This is a genomic window from Bacillus sp. B25(2016b) (assembly GCF_001679765.1).
Classification (GTDB): Bacteria; Bacillota; Bacilli; order Bacillales; family Bacillaceae_G; genus Bacillus_A; species Bacillus_A thuringiensis_K.
Map to the genome: position 1 here is coordinate 4,814,473 of NZ_CP016285.1, position 23,384 is coordinate 4,837,856.

Here is a 23,384-nt window from a genome sequence, read left to right on the forward strand (position 1 = left end):
ATATCTAATGAGGAGGGACACCCAAATTGTTTAACCATGATAATCGTCCTACTGTATTTATTAGTTCTACTATTAGTGACTTTGCAGATTTGCGAAGCGCACTTGGTTATTATTTGGAGAAAAGTGGATATAGGGTATATATGTCAGAAACAACGACTTTCCCTGTGAATCCTAACAAATCTAACTTCGAACAATGCTTCGAGTTAATTGATAAATCCCAATACTACATACTTCTAATCGGTAACAAAAGGGGTAGTTGGTATAAAGACGGAATAAGTACTATCACACAAGAAGAATTTAGATATGCTAGAAATAAATTCGAACAAACAGGAGATATCTCACTTCTCACGTTTATTAGATCTGATGTTTGGTCCATCATTAATGAATATAAACGATCACAAGGTATAAATAAATCAGGGACTATGGAAGATATTGAATTTACCACAACATTCATTGATGAAATCACAAAAGATGAAGATTATATTAAAGCACAGAAACAGGATCAAAGTTACCCTAAAGGTACATGGGTGTCGAGATTCTCCCGTTTTTCTGACATAATCGATGTAATGTCCATGACCATGAATATAGAAACAAATAGACGTATGGAAATTCTTCGAACTTTGGCTTTAGAGGAGTTACAAGAAAATATCAGAGCATGTTTTGATGATTACACCACTACCGGAAACGCTTTTCCATATGCACTTTCTCCTTTGCTCAGGGCTTTTTCGGAAGTCAAACATCCAATAGGACAAAGGTTCCCTGCTAAAGAAGTAAGGAGATTTGCTACAATAGGTGTACATGGTTTAAATACAAAAGCGTTTAAATCTGAAGCAATCAAAGAGCTAATTTCCAGTGGGGAACTACTAGATTACGATATCAAAACGAAGAGTTATAAAAAATCCCCCATTATGAAATTAGCTGAAGTAATGATTATGGAAATAGATCGTATTCAATCATTTTTCAGATCAGAAGAAGGTTATTATTCTAAATTATTAGCATTTTCTAAAGATGCTGAAGCACTCCCCAATGAACAACTTATTGAAATCCCATGGGACCTATTTATGGTCATGTGGATGCAAGAAAGAACAAGAATAGTCTTTAATAACGCTTGGCTATTACATCAGTATCTCAGCCATCCAGAAAAAGATTTTTCAAATATTTTAGCTAATGTTGACCCTGAGTATTATCAAATTAGTACCGTTAGTGGCCAACCTGTTGGATCTGTTACCTGGGAAAAAGTTCAAACATGGTTTAATGGACAAAACGTAACAATATAAAAACTATATACATAAGAAAGGCTCCTACACAGAATTAGGAGCCTTTCTTATGCCACACCACATTACATATAACCTTAAAATATAGACTTTCTAAGTAACCCTTTTTTTACATCGTTAATTTATTCTGCTATTAAATAAAACGTCTGGTTTTGTTAGGTTCTTATATAAGGCAAGTCAAATTTAACCAGCCCTCACTTTATAAATCAATTTACGTGTAGACTTATCAATTTTGATGAATACAACCATCGCCATTAAAAAAACTTCCAAATACAATGTGCTTATCTTATATGAAAAAGTTAAGTTTTGTGAGGTTGTGTTATATGACAAAAAAATTATAAGTTATAATAAAATGGATTTTTTATTTCAATTGCTATTTGTACAGCCTTCAATTGACCGCTGATTAATGATACATACCATTAAAACACCTTATCTGTATCAAGAATCTTTCAATGTCCGTTTGCTATCCAGCCCATAAATACAACTGAGGTACATTATTTAGTACAAACTGAATATTACTCATCAGGTTACTTTTGAATGGTTTTAAGAAAAGTAAAAAAGCACTCACCCTACTGGGTAAATGCTTTTTGTATATTATATTACCCCGTTATCCCTCATAGTTGACATGAGTTCTGGGTTATCATTCTCAACATCATACCAAAATACCTCATCCACATGGTTTTCAATATCCCATTCCTCTATAATTTGATCATTTGTAGTAATTAGCACTACTTTCCGTGATGCGGTATCTCTAATTTCATTTAAAAATTCATTATACTTTTCAGTATTATTCAATACAGATTGAACAGGATGAAATACCGTGAAAGTATTTTTATTACCTTTAGGGTTAGATTTTGTATGGGATTTGTAACTGCTTATCTTAATAATCATTCGTCCTAATTTATAATTAGCTGTTGATGTAACATTATAAGGTAATAAGTTTTTATTCCAAGCTCTATTAATAAACCCTGAGATATCAGACATATCACTTGTTCTTATAATCCCCTTGCTAAACTCCTTATTCAAACAATAAAACACTACCTTCAATTTAGCATCATCATCATAACCTTTTACCAATAACGTTTTTTTAGTTTTGTCTTGCAGAAAATTCATTACATATTCAATAGCCTTTTGCTTGTCGTTCATACTCATTCCCCCTCTTTTCATTATATTTTATACCAAAACTGAATACAGGGGATCATGTTTGCAAATCCTAGCTCCAATAATTGTAATCATTCTGAACGATTACTTTTTAATACGCCGTTCGTCATCCTCAATAATACTTTACAATCCCCACTGCTCCTTTAAACGATTCACAAGTACCATAGCCTTGCCGCTATCCTTATTTATATCTGGATGAAATTCTCTTGCTAATACTCGATAGAATTTCTTAAGCTGCTTCCTTTCTTCCTCTGTGTAGTTACTGGATGAAGATGTTTGGTAACTACCGCTATTCGACCTATTGTAGTTACGCTTAAAACTTTCTTCGTAACTACGTTGTTGATATTCCTGTTTTGCTGCATATTCATCTTGCAGCTGCTCTTTATACTCTTTATTCCTTAATACACCATAAATGTCATAGCAACGATCATATGAGCCTTGTCCATATTGTTTATCAAAGGTAGCTTGCTTTGTACGATATCCCTCAAGAATCTCTCTTTGCTCCTGTTTTGCTTTATATTCTTCCGTCTGCTCATATTCGGCTTGTACCCTATCAATGATCGGCTGTAACTTCACATAAACCATATTCCATAGTTCCTGCTCTGTAATCCCCATATCAACTAACTTTTCATTTAATTTCGTTTGTATAATACAATCTCCAGGCCAATATTCTAATAAAGTATAATATCCCATGGTAGTTATAACCCACTGTTTCTTTTTAACTTTCCCCAGCTCCCTGTAGCTGTGATGAATACTTATCTTATAAGCCTTCTTAATTGGTCTTTTAAAACGCTCCCCAGTACTTTTATACCCATAAATAACCTGACCATCATAAGAAGTCCCCTCTGTCACTTCTAACCCCTCATATGTATAGCTAACAGATTCTTTTTTTGTCTCAATCTCTTGTATAATACAAAACATTTATATGCTCCCTCCCTGTAGTTACCGTTAAGTATTTTCAAGTACCTACATATAAAACAAAGACACGAGATATTCCCATGCCTTCTCTTCAAACCTATTAACAGTGCTCTGCTCTTGTTTTCATTCATTTCTATCCCGCTGACACATCTGATCTCCTTTTAATTTATACCTACTAACTTATAGTAGGCATACAAGAAATTTCATTATCGACAATTTCAATTAAGGCTTTTGCAGCCTCCTCTCTTGTATAATTTTCATCATCCATTAAATTCAATGCTATATGTGATAGATCACTAACTAACCGAGTTTTATTTGCAAGTAATAGTAATTGTTCTGTTTTTTCCTCTTTTGTTAACATACTTATCTCCCCTATTCAATATTATTAAGTTCACAATGACGGCCTACGATATAATACATAGCTAAAACCAACATCATTGTTATGAAACTAGCAATCTCCAAACCTTTGTCATACTTGAAACCAGAATACATATTTACAATAAATGTCATGCATAGTAAAATACGAATAACTTTAAACATGAAATCAACGTCCTTTCGTTGATAATTTGCAGAGAGTAGGTGTGCCAGCACTTACTCTCTTTTCAATTTCTAAATGTACCTTTACCACTCCTTAGCCCCTTCAGGAATATTTAGTTTTATTCCTTCTATCCCCAAAAGTTCTATCATCTTCTCTCGACATATGTTTATTTTTCTCTTATATCGATGCTTAGGCAGTCCTAAAGCATTTCCGTGCGCTGTATCTGACTTATAACTTACTTCCCAGAAATAACGCTCAAATAACAATTCCTGTTCTACCGCTTCTAACTGATTAACCGCATTAATAACAAACTCCATAAATGCATACAATTAGCCTGTTTAAAACATGCTATACACTCTACAAATGAGTTAAATTCATTTGTATGTGGGTTATCTATCCAAAACCCATCCTTTGCAATACGAATATACAAACTCTGATGTAACTCCCACATGTAACAGCGACATGCGATAAATACATTTTCTAATAACTTATTAGATATTGATTTGCTTGCCATTTAACATCACTGCTTATGAATCTGCACCTTTGCTTTTCATATCCTCAATAAACTTCAAGTAATCTTCTACTCTCATTAATAGATAATCAAATGTAACTGCCTTAGCTATTAATCTTGTATGTGGAGCACTTCTCTGGCTATTCCAATGTGTTTCCCTCCACGCTGTCCAAAAACCGTCTATATGATCGATATATAGGCAGCTTGTCTTACTGAATGTTAATGTATACATCCTTCCGCTAATAGCTATCACATAGCCCTCCTTTTTCGCCTTCTCATCTCTTTCTTTCGCTTTATTTGGATCCGGTACACGAGTAGTTTTCATTTTTATCTCCTCCAATTTATAAAAAGATTATTTTAGATTACGTACCCACATTACCGGGGAACAGCATTTCTTTCTTAAATGTGGTAAGTGTGGATAACTGTGGATGATGTATACCTACACTACAAACTCAGTAACATCAATGGTTCTTCCTTGATTGTGGGTAGTGTGGGTAACATTTTAGGAATTTAATAAAATAGGGTTTATTGCTACAAAGGTTTTTCTTTAAGACTTCTTACCTACATTACCTACATTTCATTCAACACCTTGGTAGACAAGGAGTTTCACGTTTACCTTAAATGTAGATACGGTACCTACATTACCTACACTACAAATCCAGTAACATCAATGATTCTTCCTTAATTGTAGGCAATGTAGGTAACATTTTAGGAATTTAATAAAATAGGGTTTATTGCGATAAAGGTTTTTCGACCCTCTTTATACTCTTTTACATAATTCCTTTCGCTCAATTCATTTAGCGTTCTCTTTAGGTGTTCTGCCTTCTTGAAACGTTTTATAACAAGTAATTGAATATCTCTATAAGCAATAATCTCTTTACCTTGATTTAATATAACCTTCCAAAGATACTTAGCATCTTCTTCTGAACTCCCTGCACTCAACAAACCAAAAGTAGCCATCATATGCTCTATAAAGTATTGTGATATATATAATCCACCTTGCACTATCCTCTCTTCTATTTCAGTTGGTATAGTCTCCTGATTGACATGGTGCGCTATATGGATAAGCGCCATAATTCGGGCTACTTGCCCAGGTAGTTTCCCTGCCCAAGATTGAAAATGCCCATAAGATAAGTCACTACCGTCTCCCATACGTTGTTCCATCTGCATACGATAGCCATTGAATAGCAGCCTCGCTTCTTCACTTAAAGATAAAGAAACATTTTCACATCTTAGAGTTAACAATTTCTTAATTTGTCTGCTATACCTTTGTTGAACGTCCTCCCTTATATCTTCTGTTTCTATCTTTCGGTATCCGATAAAACTTTTAGGAACTGTATAAAGAAAACGTGCCATTAAACCACGGTTATAGAAGTACTCTGGTAAATGCTTAATAACATCTAACTGTGCAAACAGTCCGACTGTTAAATGGGGATCATCTACTTTCTCTGTTCTCCCTCTACGATCTACTGTTATTTGATCTTGGCTAAATCCCTTTAGGTAAACATCTATATTTGTATTGCTGGAGTATCTGCCTTTAATTAAGTCAAAGAAGCCTCCTTCTGCCGATAACACAGCCATACGCCCCGAGTTATTGAGCATAAGTGTTACTAACTGCTCTGGCGTTACATCATCTGTAAAGTACCTTACATGGTGAATGCTCTCTATCTTCTCCATCTCTTCAACCATGGCATTTAACTCACCTTGTACAGCAGCTGCATCCTCTTCTGATTGAGTTTGTTTAGCTTTAACCCATTCTTTTTTCAAATCTTCCACCAATCGTTCCAATACTTCTCTCTCATGTTTACTTTGCTCTACATCAACACGTCTTCTTTCATTTTCTTCACTCTCATGCTCCAATAACGGAAACGTAAATGCCTTAAACACACTCGATTTCCTATTACTCGGTGGCATAAACGTGATTAGATATGTATTTAACGGCTCATACCAGCCTCTACTTGGTTGAATAGTATATTTTTTAGCCAGAACAACCGATAAGACAGATAAAGCCATCATACAAGACATATCAGCAGGCGTCTGTGTGTGTTCTGCTACATCTTCTATATAATCCCTTAACCATTTTGGGAATACTTCCACAGGGAAGGAAGGTACCTCATATTCATCAAAGGGATTGATTTCTCCCCATTCTCCTGCTGAATTATTACCTTGCTGTGCTTCTGCCGCTACAAGTGCATCCCCTGTCCCTTTTGAAAAGGTAAATCCTGTAGCAGCAGCTATTCCCTCATCTCCAAGAGCTGTTCTAAGCGCCTCAACAGATTTTTCGTTCATTGTACCCACTTCCTTCTAACCTCTTAAATAAGCGGTTTGTTTCTTCTAAAGTTGTTATCTTTACATACTCGCTATCATCAACCAAGCAATCGAGCCAGTATTCTATTTGTGGTAACAAGTGATACATATCCCCTACCTGTTCTAAATCCCCTATTGTCTTAACGGACTGCATTCTTTTACGAATAGCTTCCGAAAGATTATTTAGATTATTAATCTGTTCGATTACCTTTTTATTAAGAAAAGCTGCTGCTGCTGTATTTTCCTTTTTACGTTTCCTTTTTTGGTACATTTTTTGTTGCTCTTCTGCTGTAGGATTCTGCAAGCCAAAATCCTTCGCAAGTATCTCGAGAGCCTCTTTAACATTTACGTGATGTACCAAACGAACAACATCTATAACATCGCCTACACGTCCATCATTACAACCTGTAAAACATTTAAATGTATTTGTGTTTGGATAGATCACCATTGATGGACTGCCATCAGAATGAAACGGGCATCTTACGCTAATACTTCTGCGATTCGGATTAGGTACTTTTACATGAGTGTATTGCTCTAAAGCTTCAATAATGGAGATGTTCTCTTTTATCTGCTCAATGGATATCATTCATATCACACCTTTATCATAAAAAACATTTTGTTTCACATCAGAGATATAACGTTCGACTTCCTAAACAAATGTTAATACACTTTTATTTTATTTGTCAATTATTTTATTTACTTTCTCAAATATTTTGTTTTATAATATACTCATAAAGATTATTTTCAGAAAGGATTAATCATTATGATTAGTTACAAACCACTGCTTAAATTGATGATTGATAAAAACACAAACAAAACAGTTTTAAGAAATGAACTCGGATTTTCTTCATCTACTATGGCTAAGTTGAACAAAAACGAGTATGTATCCTTATCTGTTATCGATAGGCTATGTGCATACTTCAATTGCCAGCCGTCTGATCTAATTGAATACATTCCAGACGATTCAAGCGAAAATAACGGTTAAAAAATAGCGGTTACGCTCAATTCATGAGTTAACCGCTGTTATTTACATAATATTCCGTATTTTATAGGTGGTTTTAAGCCATCCTCCTGTACTATTTATTAATAAGTTGTGATAGAATCAATTTGGTTTTAATATTTCTTGTGGTCCATATGAGAGTTGGCGCTTTCATATGGATTTTTTATTTCTATCATCATTTTGGCAGGAATTAATTGACCTACGGTTAATAATATATACTTTTAAACCACCTCGTTTTGTTGTAACAACCTTCTAAACTTATCTCTTCCTTTTGGCGTTATCAATGTTTGTGTACCGGACCATCGATCCCCTTTACTCTCTTTAACCCCAAACAAAGAAGGTACATATCTCGCATAAGGTTGCAACTTCTTTTTTGCATCCCTATATACATATCCTCTCTCTAATAACCAGTTAACAAATCGTTTCGGTTTCATGCCAAATTCCTTTGCTGTCTCTCGAAAACCTGTAAGCAAATTACGTTCTACAAGTTCATCAAAGTATTCACCTTTTGGTTTCAACTCTTTATTCTCAGTTGTTAACTTCTCATTCTGTTCAGCTAAGTCAGCTGCTAATCGTAAAGCCTCCGCAAAGGTAGTTGGTACTTTAAATTGCTTATTTGTTAATTGTTCTTCCATTTCCTCAAAACGCATAACATATGTAGCTGTAAACAGCACACCCTTTTCACCTGTCAATTTGTTAGCTATCATGTCACAACCTTTACGCGTTAAGAGATAGCAAGGTTGCGCTTTGTTTTGATTGTTTAGATATGTACTGTTAATAAAGAATTGATGACTATCCAATTTTGGATTGTCCGCCATAATCTTTATATATCCCTTAATATCTCTTAACAAATGCGAATGTTGTTTTCCAACCATTTCAGCAACATCACGACTGTCGACTAAAAGTTGTCCGTTTTTGTTAATAATAGATAATGTTTGCTGTTCGTTTATTACAGTCAATTGATCTATCACACTCAACCTTCCTTTCATTTCATACATTTGTAGCCTGTCCCCCCTCTAAGCACTGTAATTCTTTATTGGTCATCCAGCGATCGAAAGTTTCTTTCCTAAATAGTTTCCTCCTTCCTATGCGAACACATGGTAATGATCCATATATACTTTCTTTGTAAACTAAATCCAAGGATATCCCCAAATATGTAGCTGCTTCTTTGGCCGTTAGTGTAGTACGCTCCATGTCCTCATCCCCCTTATAAATATTCTTTTTTAGCCTTTTCAATAGCTTGAAAAACCATTTCTTTCTTTTCTTTTGAAAGTTCTTTTCTTAGCCACACGGTAAATGTATTTGGAGATACTCCAACCACTTCTCCCACCTGCCAATACTTCACTCCTGCCTCCGCAATAGCCATTCTAATATCTTGATTCGATTTCATTTACAACACCTCTTTTTATTTAATGACACAATTCAACATTAAAAGTATTGTTTTAAGTCATTATCATTGCTATCATTTGTTTATAGAATACCTAATAGCCATACAGGTGTCAAACTTAAAATGACATAAAGTTTCCGTTAATTAATTATTTTTATGTCATTCACATTAATGAACTCTGCCTTTTATGAAGATAAAAATATAACAAATGCAGAAATAAATCGACAAAAAGTAGAAAGAATACGTAAACAACCTATAATACGCGAGGAGAAAATGACATGGAAAAAAACTTTTTAACCATAAGTGGTTTAGAAGAAAATGTAATGGTATGTAATGAATATTCATTACTATCAACTGAAGATATAATCGCTAATACTTCGGACTACTTCTCAAATATTGAGAATATCCCAGAAGGATTTCGTCGTGACACAGAAAGAAATAGGGCTCTAAATAATCCTTCGCTTGAAATAATCAACACATTTTGCTTAGATGAAGATTTTTCAAATTGGGCAAATTTTTATAAAGTATCTACGCATAAATTAAAAAGTATGCTACATGAACTACATTTTAGAAAACCTTCTGATGATATACAAAAAGTTTTTGCGGAGGCTGGTCATCCTGAAATTGTTGCAAAACCTGAACTCATTAAAGAAGACATAAAATTCTACAATCCCTTCAATGAGGGGAACTCACTTTTCACTGAACTTCCCAAGCTAAAAATATGGGATTTAAAAGAATTAAAACGATTCATTAAAGTTTATGGGTTGCCTACAGGATCTGGAATATATAAAATTACAGCTTTATACGATTCGAAAAACATTCTTTTTCGTTCTGTACAATTAAGAGACTTATTTATAGAATTAACGATTTACAGATATATTTTTTCATTATTTTTAGCAGTAAAAACTAAAGACATTAATCAATTACAATTTTTTAAAAGTAAATACCACCCTACAATAAATATTCAAAACAATGAAGAACTTATACTTTTGGAAAAGAAAACCCTTATCTTCTTTCTAAATAAACAAAATAGAATATCTCAAAAGTTAATCATCGAGACAGTTAATGAAAAACCAGAAATAATACCAATTGTACAGTTTACAAACCTCTTTGATGTTGCTTATTTTCAAATGACAAAATCTTTATTACAAGACACAGTATTACGAAAATGTGAACACTGTGGACATTACTTCGAAGCAGCTCACGAAAGCCGACGCTTCTGTCCCCCTTTGCCTTTTAGAAAGAGAAGTAGCTGTGAAACTGCTTATAATAGAAATAAAGTAAAAAAGAAAAATACAGAGGAGTGAATGATTAATGAAAGGCTCTCTCGAAAAGCATGGTACTAATTGGCGTATGCGTGTAACAGTTGGATATAATGAAAAAGGTAATCCTATCAGACGTTCGAGAATGGCTATTGCAAAAAATAAACGGCAAGCTGAAAAGGAACTCGCTTTGTTTATTGCTGAAATAGAAGCAGGTGAATATATACAGCCCCAAAAGATGCTATTTAAAGACTTTATTGAAGAATGGATACAAAAGTATGCAAAAACGAATTTACAAAAGACAACAGTGTCTAATTACATTCATATATTAAATACGCATGTCATACCTACATTTGGTCATAAAAAGGTGGAGGATATAAAAACAATTCATTTAGTTACTTTATTCCATGAGAATTTACCAACTAAAGGCTTAGCAACCACTACAATTAATTCCATTCATACAAGAGTTAAAATGCTATTTAAAAAAGCTTGCGAATGGGGATTTATTAAAAAGAACCCTATGGATGGTGTTTCAAAATTAAAAGGAAAGAAACAAGAAATGCAGCCTTACGACCAAAAAGAAATCATTAAGATTTTGGCTTTAACGGAACAAGAGGAAGAAATGAATAAAATGCTATTCCAATTAGCTATTGTTACTGGTATGCGTAGAGGCGAGCTATTAGGCTTAGAATGGGGACATATTGATTTTGATAATGATATGATTCATATCCAACAAACAGTTGTAAGAGCAGGCAAAGAGATACTATTAAAAGAGCCTAAAACGAGCAAATCGAAAAGGGCTATTTCTATCCCTCCTGCTTTTACGGCTAAGTTAAAACAATATAAAAAATACTGTGCTGAAAAACGCATTGCCTGTGGTGATCTATGGGAAGGTGAAGAACATTTCTTCTTATTCTCAACATGGACCGGTAAACCACTTACACCAGAAAAGGCTAGCAGCAGGTGGCAATACTTCACCAAAAAGCACAGATTACGCCACATTAAGTTACATGGGCTACGTTCCACTCATGCTACCTATTTATTAACGCGAGGTGAAAATTTAAAAGTCATATCAGAACGTTTAGGACATAGCGATATACAAACAACCATGAACATATACGCTCATGTATTAGAAGAAGCAAACAAAAAAGCAAGCAGCCATTTTGAAACGCTACTTGCTCAAACAATATCTTAATTATCCTTAACTGTAGGTATTGTAGGTAACGTACCTACAGTTGAAGGAAACGTGAAACACCTTGTCCCACAAAGGATTCACTTTAATGTAGGTATTGTAGGTAAGAAAACAGTAATAAGAATACATTTTATTAGATAGGAAAGAGCCTCACAGCCTAAACTCCAACTTATTTTATCGCTGTTTTCAAAGTATAATTCTCTAACAATTTATAGTAATATTCTTCTTCCGAACGCAAGAAACCATTACTTTTCTTTTTATAATACAAAATCCATTTCCGTAATAATAATGGCTTTTTATTTAATTTATCTCCCTCATTTTTTATACTTTTAAATCTTGAAATCCAATAACCAAAATTATATTTTCCTTCTTGATAAAGGGTTGGTGGTTGAACCCTTTCAATGGAAGCAATAAATACATTGTTACTCGCATAAAGATTGATACGTTTTTTATCGGCATCATATTTAGGGACAAGATTAAGCTCCTTAATGATATTTATTAATTGTCCCAGGTGCTCTTTAAATCGTTCTTTTTCTTTCTCTAATGCTCCGTTTAATTTATAGACTGTAATTTCAGCCATAATATAATCTAAATTCAAAACTTTCGCTATAACGCTTCTATGTGTTCCACCCATCGAAACATAATAACTATCCAAATCCTGATAATAATCAAAACCAATATCTGATTCTGTTTTTATGAATTCCTTAAACTCTTCAATCCCATATTTCTGAACGCTTTCTAAATTCTGCCGTATTCTATTCAAACTATATAATTGTTCTAGCCAACTTCCATCTCTTCGTTTAGAGTTATCAACTCCTTTAAGTTTTTCTAACGGAATCATTGCATATTTGCTTTCCGAATCAGTATCAAACCATTTAGTTAAAGGAATTTTCCTAACACTTGTATTTTTCATTTTTTGCAGATGTTCGAATTCAATAAATTGAAGTAAAAAATCCGTTGTGAGCACATCTATTTTCTCCGTCTCAATCGGAACAGATACCTCTTTTGACAAATCCTTTGATTTTAAATGTAGCATTTCCTCAATAATTTTCGGCGTAACTTCGCTTTGTTTTTCTTGATATGCCGGCTGCTTCTTGTTTTCTTCAGTCCACTCTGGATAGTTAATTACCTTTTCATTACCTACCTTATCCTTTTGTAACGGCAGATTTTTTGTCTCTTTAGATTGAGAAACCTGCTCTGCACTATATTCTTTTACTTTATATTTAATATCAATGTCTCTTACATTTAACAAAATGATTCTTTTATCTTCATAATAATCAACGATATTCCCTTTTATAAGAGCCAGTTTTCGATTTCCCTCTGTCTTTTTATCGATCCATTCCAATAAACTTTTCAATGTCATTTGAAATCTCTTTTTTCCATTTCCATTATAAATTAGCATAATACGTATTTGATCTGGTTTATTTTTATAGAACGGATAAGCAAACCCATACCCTTTTTGCTCTAATTTCTCTAAGTCATTTTTATCTAAAAAACCTTCAACTATAAATGTATGATTAGGCCTTTTTTCCCATAACGATTGATAACTTTCTCTTTTATATAGTTTATTAGTAACATATAATTGCTTTAATACGTTTCTAATAATTAAATCATCTTTACTATGCAGTAATTCAATAAGTTCACCAATGGTTCTAATATATTCATTTCTAACTCCGGAAACCTTCCTTGTAATAATTTTCTCCGGAACTGCTAAAACTTGATTCCTTGCAGATTTTTTCTTTTCTCCAGATTTTATTGCTGTAGTCTGCTTGCTACTAAACATATCTCGCTCATCTATATCCACTACTAACTTTTTGTCTTTAGGTACATTCCTAAATCGCTCTCTAACTGGAATAGTCTTCAAATTATATGAGCAGCTGTGTCCCTCTCGCCCTTCTGCCTTAGGCATCAAATTAAAAAAACGATCATTCGGTCCCCTATTTACTACCTTAACCTCAGCATTACAACCAGATTTAAGATGATTTTCACAATATAAAGTATACCCTTTAATATATCCTTGATCTCGTATAGTGATGGCCTCATCAGGTTCTATATATCTTACAGTATCTCCAAGTGAATAAATTGCTCTCTGCATTGACTCTGTACTTCTGGCCATTTTAACACCTCGCCTATATTTTTAGTTCTACCACTTCTATAATTCAATTTTACTATAGATGCTAAAAGTGAAAATTAAAAAATCAGACATTTTAATCATATATAAACCTAAAGATACAATATACTCCAGGAACAAGTACTACTTTTTTGTTAAAAGTACTATGCGTTGCATATATGAAATTTCTACTAAGCGATAACTGTTTCTAATTTTTTATACAAATAAAAAAGCCCAAAATTATTAAAGGTGATTCACCGTCTATTTCACTTGTCCTGTCAAGACAAGCTATCTCCAATGTTAGAAGAAAGACTTTCTTTAATAAATTGAGCTTTATAAACAACATTTTTTAAATTATTTTATTTGAAAATTATCTTTCTTTTTTCTGCCTCAAAACGACTTTTTAAAAGTTCCTGCCCCAATCCTGCCCCACAAGTGGTGTTCCATCAATTTTAACAATACGTTATACAACAGACAAACGCTGTTCTATCAACGATTATAACTATTTATTTTTCTATAAACACCATTACGGAATCATCCACGTTAAATAATACGCCTGCACATACGTCATAATACCAACAATAATTACGAAGAATAAACTATGCTTTACTGTAAAACGGAACAAATCCGATTCTTTTCCAGCAAGTCCAACTGCCGCACAAGCAATTGCAATCGATTGCGGAGAAATCATTTTTCCTGTTACACCGCCCGTTGTATTTGCTGCAACGAGAAGCACTTCAGATACACCGACTTGCTGCGCTGTAATGGCTTGTAAATTCGAGAACAGTGCATTCGCAGACGTATCAGACCCTGTTAGGAATACGCCAATCCAGCCTAAGAATGGTGAGAAGAACGGGAATAGTCCGCCAGTTCCGGCTAATGCTAACGCTAACGTAGAAGATAGACCAGAATAGTTTGCGATAAATGCAAACCCTAGTACGAATCCGATAGATAGAATTGGCATTTTTAATTCGCTTAACGTTTCTTTAAATGTCACTACTGCATCTTTTACATTCATTTTCAAAATAAACATGGAAATGATACAAGCAATTAAAATCGCTGTTCCAGTTGCCGATAATACATCAAACTTTAGAATTGCCTCGTAAGGCGTTGGTTTATTTACAATGGGCTCTGCTTTCATTACTAAATTATGTAGACCTGGAATTTCAAACTTAAATACAAGACTTTCTAAAGCCCCTCCTGGAGCGAATAATGCCTTAAAGAAACTTTGGCTCCAAATGACTACCATAACCGTTAATACGATAAATGGAGACCATGCCTTCACCACTTTTCCAAACGTTAATTTCGGCATCGATGCTGCTGTCGTTGCTGCTACTTCACTATTTGCTTGCCCGGATTGATAAGTTTCTTTCGGCTGCCAAACTTTTAAGAACAGCGCTAAACTAATTAAACTTACAAGTGCCGATGTAATATCCGGAAGTTCCGGCCCTAAAAATGTCGCTGTAATGAACTGCGTAATCGCAAATGAACTACCCGCTATAAGTAACGCAGGCCACGTTTGTCTTATACCTTTAAATCCATCCATTAAAAATACGATAAAGAATGGAACAAATAATGATAGGAACGGTAATTGATGCCCAGCCATTTGTCCAATTTTATGTGGATCAATACCTGTTACTTGTCCAGCAACTGTAATCGGAATTCCCATCGCTCCGAACGCCACTGGTGCAGTATTTGCAATCAAACAAAGACCTGCTGCATATAAAGGATTTAACCCAAGACCCGCAAGAAGCGCTGCTGTAATCGCTACTGGTGCCCCAAATCCTGCCGCTCCTTCTAAAAATGCTCCAAATGAAAATCCAATTAAAATAACGAGTAGACGATGATCGTTCGTAATCGATAATACCGATGCACGAATCATATCAAATTGACCTGTTTTTACAGAAATTTTATATAAAAATACGGACATAATGATAATCCAAGCAATTGGCCATAACCCGTACAAAAAACCGTACCCGGTTGCTGCCATTGCCATCTTGAACGGCATTTTATAAGCGAATAACGCTACTAAAACTGTAAGTACAACTGTAATAAATCCTGCTACATACCCCTTCATGCGGAAAACTGCTAAAGCTAAGAAAAAAAAGATAATCGGAATAAGTGCGACCGCTGCCGAAATCCAAATGTTTCCGAATGGATCATAAACTTGTGTCCATGTGTTCATTGTTCTCTCCCCCTAAAGAATCCCCTTTTAAGTAGAATAACCTCATCAATAGACTATCAGGTCATCATACCTTTAAGCCTAAAATAAAAAAACGTTTAAGAAAACGCTTTCAACAACTTTCATTTATACTGTACCATAACAATTTCTATTAAAAAAGATTTTTTTGAAAATTTTATTATTTAATAGAAAATCTTACAAAATCGTCACGTTCTTGTAATGTTTATCGATAGGAAGTTTGCCAAAATTATTGCATAATAATAGTATAACAACAGAAATTATTCATGAGGTGATATATATGAACGGAAATAAAATATTAGCTGCGTTATCATACTTTAGTGTACTATTTGCCCCTATCTTATTCCCTATTATCGTTTGGATTGTGGGAGACGCTGAAACAAAACCACATGCAAAACGTGCTCTATGGACACACATCATTCCAAGTATCGCTACATTCATTGGCGTAACTATTTTAGGAATTATGGGTCTTGGATCTGATCAACCAGATGTAACACTTGGAATTGGATCAATGATTGTCTTAGCTATTTGCGGAATCATCAGCTTATACTACTTCATCTGGAACATTGTAAAAGGAATTAAAGTGCTGAAAGCTTAATTTTAAACAAATGTTTGTTTAAAAAGGGCCCCTTGCAAATTGCAAGGGGCCTTTTCCAAATTCGTTCACTTTATCTCCTGCGTTTCTTCTTTTTTCTCATCATTTTCTTTCGGCGCGTATTCACTTTATCCGCTATAATGTGGAGCGTACTTGCCACAACAATTCCCATTAAGAACGTTACAATTTCAACCTCATGTTTCTTCGCAATTTCTATTAAATTACCATCCAGTGCGATTACATTTAATAGAAATAAAAATGGAGAAAAGACGATTAACATGTACGCAATACGAATCACATCACCAAGTATAATCGTATGCGTAAAGAAAGATCGATGCGGCATTACTTTCTTATAAGGATACCAAAATATACGTAAGAAACCCCATTTGTTATAAGCATTACTGTACGTATCTAAATCTGGTGTTAAAAATGAAGTACCTACTAAAAAACCAATTGCAAAAGTTAATAAAAAATCAAAATTTGTTAATCCATACGAAAAGAGCAAAAACAAAACAACCGGAAGGGATATTAAGTTTATTTTCGTATGCGTTCTTCCTGATGGCATAATGCACTTCCTCGCTTACGTTCGTCCTGTCACCTTATGACAGGTTTCACCTATTGACCTAATTTCTGATCGATAAATGTTGTGTCTATATCCGAACCAAACCATTCTGCCAACTTCACTTGTGCCTTATTTTTCACATCTTCATTGACGTATAACGACACCTGTATTAGTGCGGCCGTTAACGCCCCCAAATCATCAGTATAGCCAATTCCAGCAATGAAATCTGGAATCGCATCAATCGGTGCAATAAAATAAGCAAGTGCTCCAATTACAATAATTTTCACTCGTCTTGGAACATCGGGTCTTTGTAAAACGTAAAACAGTAATAAACTTGCATAAATGACCGACTGCCCTGCTTGCTTTGCAACATGTTTTACTTTCTTCCAAAACGCTTCAACTGAAAATTTTTGTTTCATGTAAAAGCCTCCCTATTTTTAAAAAGAAATAAGCTAGAATATGTTATCAGTAAAAGTTCATGGAAATTACACAAAACCTATCAATGAACTTTCATTGTAACAAACAAACTAAAAAAGAACAAGTGTTCGTTAATTTTCACACGATTTCCTTCATATAATAGATTTCTAGATAACCCTTACCCATCTTCATTTCTTATTTCTCAACAAAGAAAATTTTCACTTCCACTTAACATTCTGCTCTACCTTTGTTATATTTTCTAGTTGACGGACATATAAACGAATGTTAAAGTTTTCTCTGGTAGTGACAAATCTTATACAAAAAATGTAAAATGTTATAGTGTTTCTCAGAAATGAATTTTGTTGTATAATACAGAAATGACGTTATGCTTATGAGCAACAAAAGAAACCAAAAGGGTATGCATAGTTATAGTCGTATATGGGTGAATATAGAACCTTTAATTATGGCCAAGAAAACTATGTATTTTTTATTTTAGCATTTTTCGCTCCAAAATCGACCAAGCCTGATAGAGAAAGGGTGGAAATGAATGAAAGAAACCTTGAAATCACAATTTCAAAATGTGCGTTTCACTGTATTCGTAGCTTTAGCCTTATGGCTGAAAACTTACCTTATTACACGCACAAGCTTTGATTTAAAACTTGAATCTTTCATGCAAGAATTCATTTTATTCCTTAGCCCATTAGCAGCATCATTACTGCTTGTTGGTCTTGCATTATTTGCAAAAGGGAAAAAACGTAACTATATAGCACTTGGAATTAATTTTGTCTTAACAATCGTTCTTGTTGGTAACGTAATGTTCTACGGATTCTACAATGACTTCGTTACTTTACCGGTGCTAGGACAAACATCTAACTTTGGAAGTTTAGGTTCTAGTGTAAAAGAATTATTTAACTACAAAATTATTCTTGCATTTGCAGACATTATCATATTCTTCGTTCTGTTGAAGAATATGAAAAACTTTGCACCTACAGAGCGTGTAGCACGCCCGATGCGTTCCCTATACTTCGTATCAACAGTTGCTATTTTCTTCGCAAACTTAGGACTTGCAGAAGCTGAACGTCCAGAATTATTAACACGTTCATTCGACCGCGTTATGCTTGTTAAAAACTTAGGATTATATGTACACCAAGTATACGATCTTGGCTTACAAGCAAAATCAAGTTCACAAAAAGCATTCGCTGACGGTAGTAAATTACAAGAAACAGAAAACTACGTGAAAACAACACAAAGTAAACCAGATCCAAATATGTTCGGTACTGCAAAAGGGAAAAACGTAATTGTTGTCTCTCTTGAGTCATTACAAACATTCTTAATTGGCGCAACAGTTAACGGACAAGAAGTTACACCATTCTTAAACCAATTTACGAAAGAAAGTTATTACTTTGATAACTTCTTCCATCAAACTGGGCAAGGTAAAACATCTGATGCTGAATTCCTAGTAGATACTTCTTTATATCCACTAGACCGCGGTGCTGTATTCTTCACACACGGTAATAATGAATATACAGCAACTCCAGAAATTTTACGTCAGCAAGGGTATCACACGTCGGTATTCCACGCAAACAACGCAACATTCTGGAACCGTAACATTATGTATCCAGCACTTGGTTATGATCGTTACTACAACGAGCTTGACTACAAGATTACGCCAGAAACAAAATTAAACTGGGGATTAAAAGATATCGAATACTTCGATCAATCTATTGATATGTTAAAACAAGTGAAGCAACCATTCTATACTCGCTTCCTTACTTTAACGAATCATTACCCATTCACTTACGATGACAGTACAAAATTAATCGACGAATATAATTCTGGTGATGGAGTATTTGACCGTTACATGGTAACTGCTCGTTACTTAGACGAAGCAATGAAACACTTTATTGAGCGTCTAAAAGCAGAAGGTATTTACGACAACTCAGTAATCGTATTCTACGGTGACCACTACGGTATTTCTGAAAACCATAACCGTGCAATGGCACAGTTCTTAGGAAAAGAAGAAATCACTGCATTTGACCATATGAACTTGCAAAAAACACCGATGTTTATTCACGTTCCAGGTCAAAAAGAAGGTAAAACAATTTCGAAACCAACTGGAGAAATTGATATTAAACCAACTATTCTAAACTTACTTGGTGTAGATTCTACAAATGACGTTCGATTCGGTCATGATGTATTCTCACCTGATAATAAAGGATTTGTTGTTCTTCGTGACGGTAGCTTCGTTACAGATAAATACATGTACACAAACAGTACATTCTACGATCGTGCTACTGGCGAAGTTGTACAATTACCGAAAGAAGAATCTCAACCACTAATTGATCGTGCCCAAAATGAATTGAACATGTCTGATAAAATCATTGAAGGTGACTTACTTCGCTTCTCTGAAAGTAATAAGATTAAAACTGGTGAAGTAAAAACAGTTATTAAAGAAGAAAAGAAGAGCGCTGAGTAATCTCAGCCTCTTTTTTTATTTTCTTCCATACAACTACTTATATTCATTAACTTTAAAATTACATAACCTTTACCAAATATTCACATAGCGTTAATGAAGAATCTCTATAATAAAATATGTAAACGAGGTTCTACATATTTCTTATCTTTCATCTTTCGTAAGATCCCTTAAAGAAATGTGTAAATCTTTTGTTTCTACTTTCTTATAATTGTCTTTCAACATGTTTTGTTTCCATACACAAAACATTCAACAAGACAATGTCCCTATGAAAGATAGCTACCCTCCTTGTGCAGCATTCCATAAGAATGTTGCTTTTTTTTATTTAAAAGCAGGATTCTCATTCTTATTTTCGAATTTGTATATACAAAATGCTGTAAAGTGAAACTTTAATCAGCCCTTACCAATCGGGCAGCTACGGGCAGTTATTCGCCCAATTCACTTCTTTGCTCCACCCTAATTTTTAAGTGGAAGTTTTACTGCCCGTTAATGCGGGGTAAATCATCCTTACTTCTCTATGATTTACAAATACATATACGGTCATATGTAGAGAATTGCTTACATAAAAATTACTATAGTGATTTTTATCTCGCATGAATGAAAGTTTCACGTTACTTACGTACTTACGAAAGGATGGGACGGAAATTGGCATACGAAAAATTTGTACTTTGGAATGATGAAGTTATTGATACAACAAAACAACAAACGTACATAGAACTTGAAGAGAGAGGTTTGCAGTTCGGAGATGGTGTCTACGAGGTGATTCGCCTATATAAAGGGAACTTTCACTTATTAGATCCGCACATAACGAGATTATATCGCTCCATGGAAGAAATAGAATTATCACTCCCTTTCTCAAAAGCTGAGCTCATCACTTTACTTTACAAATTAATTGAACGAAATCATTTCCATGAAGATGGCACAATTTATTTGCAAGTATCTCGTGGTGTACAAGCTCGCACACATATATTTTCATATGACAACCCTCCGACAATTTATGCCTATATTACAAAAAAAGAAAGACCAGCATTATGGATTGAATATGGTATACGTGCTATATCAGAACCCGATACTCGATGGCTACGCTGTGACATTAAATCATTAAATTTATTACCAAACGTACTAGCTGCTACGAAAGCTGAACGGAAAGGTTGTAAAGAGGCACTTCTCGTAAGGAATGGTATTGTAACGGAAGGAAGCCATTCCAACTTCTTTTTAATTAAAAACGGAACTCTTTACACACATCCAGCCAATCACCTTATTTTAAATGGCATTATTCGTCAATATGTCCTTTCTTTAGCGAATACTCTTCACATTCCTGTACAGGAAGAACTTTTCAGTGTTCGTGACGTTTATCAAGCAGATGAATGCTTTTTTACAGGCACAACGATTGAAATTTTACCAATGACCCACCTTGATGGGACCGCGATTCAAGATGGGCAAGTTGGGCCTATCACCAAAAAACTGCAAAAATCTTTTAATCAAATCTTGTTACAATCCAATATGGCCTCTTCTTAAACACGAATAATTTCTGTCCTTTCATATTCAATATATGCATTTAAATGGAAATCAAGGTGTAATTTTATGCCTTGATTTTTTTCTTGTAATCTTTTTGTCATATTCAGATTCCTATATAAGTCTTGACAGTAATCGACATGCTCTTTAGAATTTTTAACAGTTGGTAAATATTTCTTCACTACATTACAGACAGAAAGGAATCGACAAATTATGAAAAAGTATCTTGCCGGTCTTGCGGCAGTGTCTGTAGCAGGAGGAGCAGCACCTACACTTGATAGTGTTCAAGCTGCACCTGAACAAAATACACAAAAAGCTGCTACAACTGTCCAAGCTTCTGCATCAAACAGCTCATCTTATAAGGTAAACGCGAGCGTATTACATGTTCGTGCAGGATCAAGCACTTCTCACGACATCATCTCACGCGTTTATAACGGTCAATCATTAAACGTGATTGGCGAAGAAAATGGTTGGTTCAAAATTAACATTAATGGACAAACAGGCTTTGTTAGTGGCGAATTTGTATCAAAAAGTGGAGCAGCAAACAACAATGTAAGTACAGGTGGAAACAATAAAGTTACCGCTGATGTATTACGTGTACGTACAGCTCCTAACACATCTAGTTCTGTTTCTGGACGTGTATATGAAGGACAAACATTAAACGTAATTGGACAAGAAAATGGTTGGGTGAAAATTAACCATAATGGACAAGTAGGTTATGTAAGTGGCGAATTCGTATCTGGCGTTTCTTCTAATGCGGGTTCTTCAAACAACAATACGAATAATAACAACCAAGAAGTAAAACCAGCAAGCGGAAACTATACAGTAAATGTATCTTCCCTTCGCGTTCGTACAGGTCCTAGCACTTCTCACACAACTGTAGGTTCTATTACAAAAGGACAAGTAGTACAAGTTGTTGGAGAAGTTCAAGATTGGTTCAAAATCAATTACGCAGGACAAACTGCTTATGTAAGCAAAGACTATGTAACAAAAGGCGGTTCCAACGAAAACGTTACAGAAGGCAACAAACAAGAACAAAACAATAATGGAACTATTCAAACTGGTGGTTCTTACGTGGTTAACGCTACATCTTTACGTGTTCGTACAGGCCCTGCCGCTTACCATAGTGTAATTGGTGGCGTTTTAAACGGTACAACATTAAACGTAGTTGGATCTGAAAACGGTTGGTTTAAAGTGAATTACCAAGGAAAAACAGGCTTTGTTAGTAGCGAATTTGTAAAATTCGTTAAAGGTGGCACTACTACTCCTGAGCAACCAAAACAACCTGAAAAACCTAACCAAGGTGCAATTGGCGACTACTACATTAATGCTTCTGCACTAAATGTACGTAGCGGCGAAGGTACAAATTATAGAATCATAGGCGCACTTCCACAAGGACAGAAGGTTCAAGTAATCTCTGAAAACTCTGGATGGAGCAAAATTAACTACAACGGTCAAACTGGTTATATCGGAACACGTTATCTGTCTAAAACACCAGTTGGAGGCGCAGTAGATAATAAGCCTAACAATAACCAAAATAACAATCAAAACAATAACAACAATAATAATACAGGCAACAATAGCGGCGACAGTTCTTCCGTACTTGCATACGCAAAATCAATGCAAGGTGTACCATACGTTTGGGGCGGAACTTCTGCTAACGGCGTAGACTGCAGTGGCTACATCTACCACGTATTTAAGAAATTTGGTCATAACATTAGCCGTCAAAGTGTTGCGGGATACTGGAGTAGCCTACCAAAAACTTCAAGTCCACAACCTGGTGACTTAATTTATTTCCAAAACACTTATAAATCTGGTCCTTCACACATGGGTATTTACCTTGGAGGCGGATCGTTTATCCAAGCTGGAGATAAAGGTGTTGCAATCGCTTCATTAAGTAACTCTTATTGGAAGAGCCACTTCTTAGGATACACGAAAGCACCTTAATTAATAGTTTCAAAG

22 protein-coding genes are annotated in these 23,384 nt (G+C 34.7%); 8 read left to right on the forward strand and 14 right to left on the reverse strand.

Annotated features, from left to right (window positions below):
• Positions 1–26: 26 nt before the first annotated feature.
• Positions 27–1,277: a DUF4062 domain-containing protein gene (locus tag BAQ53_RS24710; protein WP_208906344.1), complete on the forward strand. Its 1,251-nt coding sequence runs from the start codon at positions 27–29 to the stop codon at positions 1,275–1,277.
• Between the two features lie 591 nt (positions 1,278–1,868).
• Here BAQ53_RS24710 and BAQ53_RS24715 read toward each other — a convergent pair.
• The 7 genes from BAQ53_RS24715 to BAQ53_RS24745 all read right to left on the reverse strand — a co-directional run bounded on the left by BAQ53_RS24715 (position 1,869) and on the right by BAQ53_RS24745 (position 7,295).
• Positions 1,869–2,420, reverse strand: a complete 552-nt coding sequence (locus BAQ53_RS24715) for a hypothetical protein (protein ID WP_208906345.1) — start codon at positions 2,418–2,420, stop codon at positions 1,869–1,871.
• Between the two features lie 138 nt (positions 2,421–2,558).
• The gene (locus tag BAQ53_RS24720; protein WP_208906346.1) at positions 2,559–3,356 is read right to left on the reverse strand and encodes a hypothetical protein; all 798 of its coding nucleotides are present in this window, start codon (positions 3,354–3,356) and stop codon (positions 2,559–2,561) included.
• A gap of 172 nt (positions 3,357–3,528) precedes the next feature.
• Positions 3,529–3,714 (reverse strand): hypothetical protein, encoded by a 186-nt coding sequence (locus tag BAQ53_RS24725; protein ID WP_208906347.1) that lies wholly within the window; start codon positions 3,712–3,714, stop codon positions 3,529–3,531.
• Between the two features lie 260 nt (positions 3,715–3,974).
• Entirely contained in the window at positions 3,975–4,208 is a 234-nt protein-coding gene (locus BAQ53_RS24730) for a hypothetical protein (protein WP_208906348.1), read from the reverse strand.
• Positions 4,209–4,418: 210 nt separating this feature from the next.
• The gene (locus tag BAQ53_RS24735) at positions 4,419–4,727 is read right to left on the reverse strand and encodes a hypothetical protein (RefSeq protein WP_208906349.1); all 309 of its coding nucleotides are present in this window, start codon (positions 4,725–4,727) and stop codon (positions 4,419–4,421) included.
• A gap of 383 nt (positions 4,728–5,110) precedes the next feature.
• Entirely contained in the window at positions 5,111–6,691 is a 1,581-nt protein-coding gene (locus tag BAQ53_RS24740; RefSeq protein WP_208906350.1) for a YfjI family protein, read from the reverse strand.
• A complete protein-coding gene (locus tag BAQ53_RS24745) occupies positions 6,672–7,295 on the reverse strand; it encodes a CHC2 zinc finger domain-containing protein (RefSeq protein ID WP_208906351.1) in 624 nt (207 codons plus the stop codon). The genes BAQ53_RS24740 and BAQ53_RS24745 overlap by 20 nt, the downstream gene beginning before the upstream one ends.
• A gap of 177 nt (positions 7,296–7,472) precedes the next feature.
• Between BAQ53_RS24745 and BAQ53_RS24750 the strand changes: the two genes are divergently transcribed.
• Complete coding sequence (locus BAQ53_RS24750) at positions 7,473–7,694, forward strand: helix-turn-helix domain-containing protein (protein WP_208906352.1); 222 nt, start codon at positions 7,473–7,475, stop codon at positions 7,692–7,694.
• A 236-nt stretch (positions 7,695–7,930) separates the two neighbouring features.
• Here the strand turns inward: BAQ53_RS24750 and BAQ53_RS24755 are convergent, their stop codons facing one another.
• Genes BAQ53_RS24755 through BAQ53_RS24765 form a run of 3 tightly spaced genes read right to left on the reverse strand, consistent with a single transcriptional unit; the run spans position 7,931 to position 9,099 of the window.
• Positions 7,931–8,680: a Rha family transcriptional regulator gene (locus BAQ53_RS24755; protein ID WP_244161463.1), complete on the reverse strand. Its 750-nt coding sequence runs from the start codon at positions 8,678–8,680 to the stop codon at positions 7,931–7,933.
• A gap of 19 nt (positions 8,681–8,699) precedes the next feature.
• Positions 8,700–8,903, reverse strand: coding sequence for an excisionase family DNA-binding protein (locus BAQ53_RS24760; protein ID WP_208906354.1), 204 nt, complete (start codon positions 8,901–8,903; stop codon positions 8,700–8,702).
• Positions 8,904–8,916: 13 nt separating this feature from the next.
• Positions 8,917–9,099: a hypothetical protein gene (locus tag BAQ53_RS24765; protein WP_208906355.1), complete on the reverse strand. Its 183-nt coding sequence runs from the start codon at positions 9,097–9,099 to the stop codon at positions 8,917–8,919.
• A 275-nt stretch (positions 9,100–9,374) separates the two neighbouring features.
• Between BAQ53_RS24765 and BAQ53_RS24770 the strand changes: the two genes are divergently transcribed.
• Both BAQ53_RS24770 and BAQ53_RS24775 read left to right on the forward strand, forming a co-directional pair.
• Complete coding sequence (locus BAQ53_RS24770; RefSeq protein ID WP_208906356.1) at positions 9,375–10,403, forward strand: DUF6076 domain-containing protein; 1,029 nt, start codon at positions 9,375–9,377, stop codon at positions 10,401–10,403.
• A gap of 7 nt (positions 10,404–10,410) precedes the next feature.
• Complete coding sequence (locus tag BAQ53_RS24775; RefSeq protein WP_208906357.1) at positions 10,411–11,553, forward strand: tyrosine-type recombinase/integrase; 1,143 nt, start codon at positions 10,411–10,413, stop codon at positions 11,551–11,553.
• Between the two features lie 166 nt (positions 11,554–11,719).
• Here BAQ53_RS24775 and BAQ53_RS24780 read toward each other — a convergent pair whose 3' ends face one another.
• Together BAQ53_RS24780 and lldP are read right to left on the reverse strand one after the other, a co-directional pair.
• Positions 11,720–13,666: a hypothetical protein gene (locus tag BAQ53_RS24780; protein ID WP_208906358.1), complete on the reverse strand. Its 1,947-nt coding sequence runs from the start codon at positions 13,664–13,666 to the stop codon at positions 11,720–11,722.
• Positions 13,667–14,186: 520 nt separating this feature from the next.
• Complete coding sequence (lldP, locus tag BAQ53_RS24785; protein WP_208906359.1) at positions 14,187–15,845, reverse strand: L-lactate permease; 1,659 nt, start codon at positions 15,843–15,845, stop codon at positions 14,187–14,189.
• A gap of 295 nt (positions 15,846–16,140) precedes the next feature.
• Between lldP and BAQ53_RS24790 the strand changes: the two genes are divergently transcribed.
• Positions 16,141–16,458 (forward strand): magnetosome magnetite crystal formation protein family, encoded by a 318-nt coding sequence (locus BAQ53_RS24790; RefSeq protein ID WP_001014099.1) that lies wholly within the window; start codon positions 16,141–16,143, stop codon positions 16,456–16,458.
• 70 nt (positions 16,459–16,528) lie between these two features.
• Here BAQ53_RS24790 and BAQ53_RS24795 read toward each other — a convergent pair whose 3' ends face one another.
• Together BAQ53_RS24795 and BAQ53_RS24800 are read right to left on the reverse strand one after the other, a co-directional pair.
• Positions 16,529–17,020, reverse strand: a complete 492-nt coding sequence (locus BAQ53_RS24795; protein WP_001139059.1) for a metal-binding protein — start codon at positions 17,018–17,020, stop codon at positions 16,529–16,531.
• 50 nt (positions 17,021–17,070) lie between these two features.
• Positions 17,071–17,436 (reverse strand): YkvA family protein, encoded by a 366-nt coding sequence (locus BAQ53_RS24800; RefSeq protein WP_208906360.1) that lies wholly within the window; start codon positions 17,434–17,436, stop codon positions 17,071–17,073.
• A 545-nt stretch (positions 17,437–17,981) separates the two neighbouring features.
• Here BAQ53_RS24800 and BAQ53_RS24805 point away from each other — a divergent pair.
• The 3 genes from BAQ53_RS24805 (at position 17,982) to BAQ53_RS24815 (ending at position 23,369) form a co-directional block, all read left to right on the forward strand.
• A complete protein-coding gene (locus BAQ53_RS24805; RefSeq protein ID WP_208906361.1) occupies positions 17,982–19,910 on the forward strand; it encodes an LTA synthase family protein in 1,929 nt (642 codons plus the stop codon).
• Positions 19,911–20,540: 630 nt separating this feature from the next.
• Positions 20,541–21,425, forward strand: a complete 885-nt coding sequence (locus tag BAQ53_RS24810) for a D-amino-acid transaminase (protein WP_074593743.1) — start codon at positions 20,541–20,543, stop codon at positions 21,423–21,425.
• Positions 21,426–21,635: 210 nt separating this feature from the next.
• Positions 21,636–23,369 (forward strand): C40 family peptidase, encoded by a 1,734-nt coding sequence (locus BAQ53_RS24815; RefSeq protein WP_074593720.1) that lies wholly within the window; start codon positions 21,636–21,638, stop codon positions 23,367–23,369.
• The last annotated feature ends 15 nt before the right edge of the window (positions 23,370–23,384 follow it).